Consider the following 270-nt stretch of genomic DNA (forward strand, 5'->3'; position numbering starts at 1 on the left):
CAACGCGGGTATTAATGCAAGATTTTACAGGCGTTCCTGCTGTTGCGGATTTGGCTGCAATGCGAGATGCGTTAAAGGCAAAAAATATTGATCCCAATAAAATTAATCCCTTGTCGCGAGTTGATCTCGTCATTGATCATTCGGTGATGGTTGATGAATTTGGTAATGCCGCGGCCTATGATAAGAATGTAAAAAAAGAATTTACACGCAACACGGAACGTTATGAATTTTTAAAGTGGGGGCAAAACACATTTGACAATTTTTTTCTCG

The 270-nt window shown here is 39.6% G+C and carries 1 pseudogene (only partly in view); it reads left to right on the top strand.

What is annotated here, in order from left to right:
• Nucleotides 1-270: pseudogene (locus tag QF629_13080) on the top strand (aconitase family protein); it runs 292 nt beyond the window's last position.

This window comes from Alphaproteobacteria bacterium (assembly GCA_030739735.1).
GTDB lineage: Bacteria > Pseudomonadota > Alphaproteobacteria > UBA7887 > UBA7887 > UBA7887.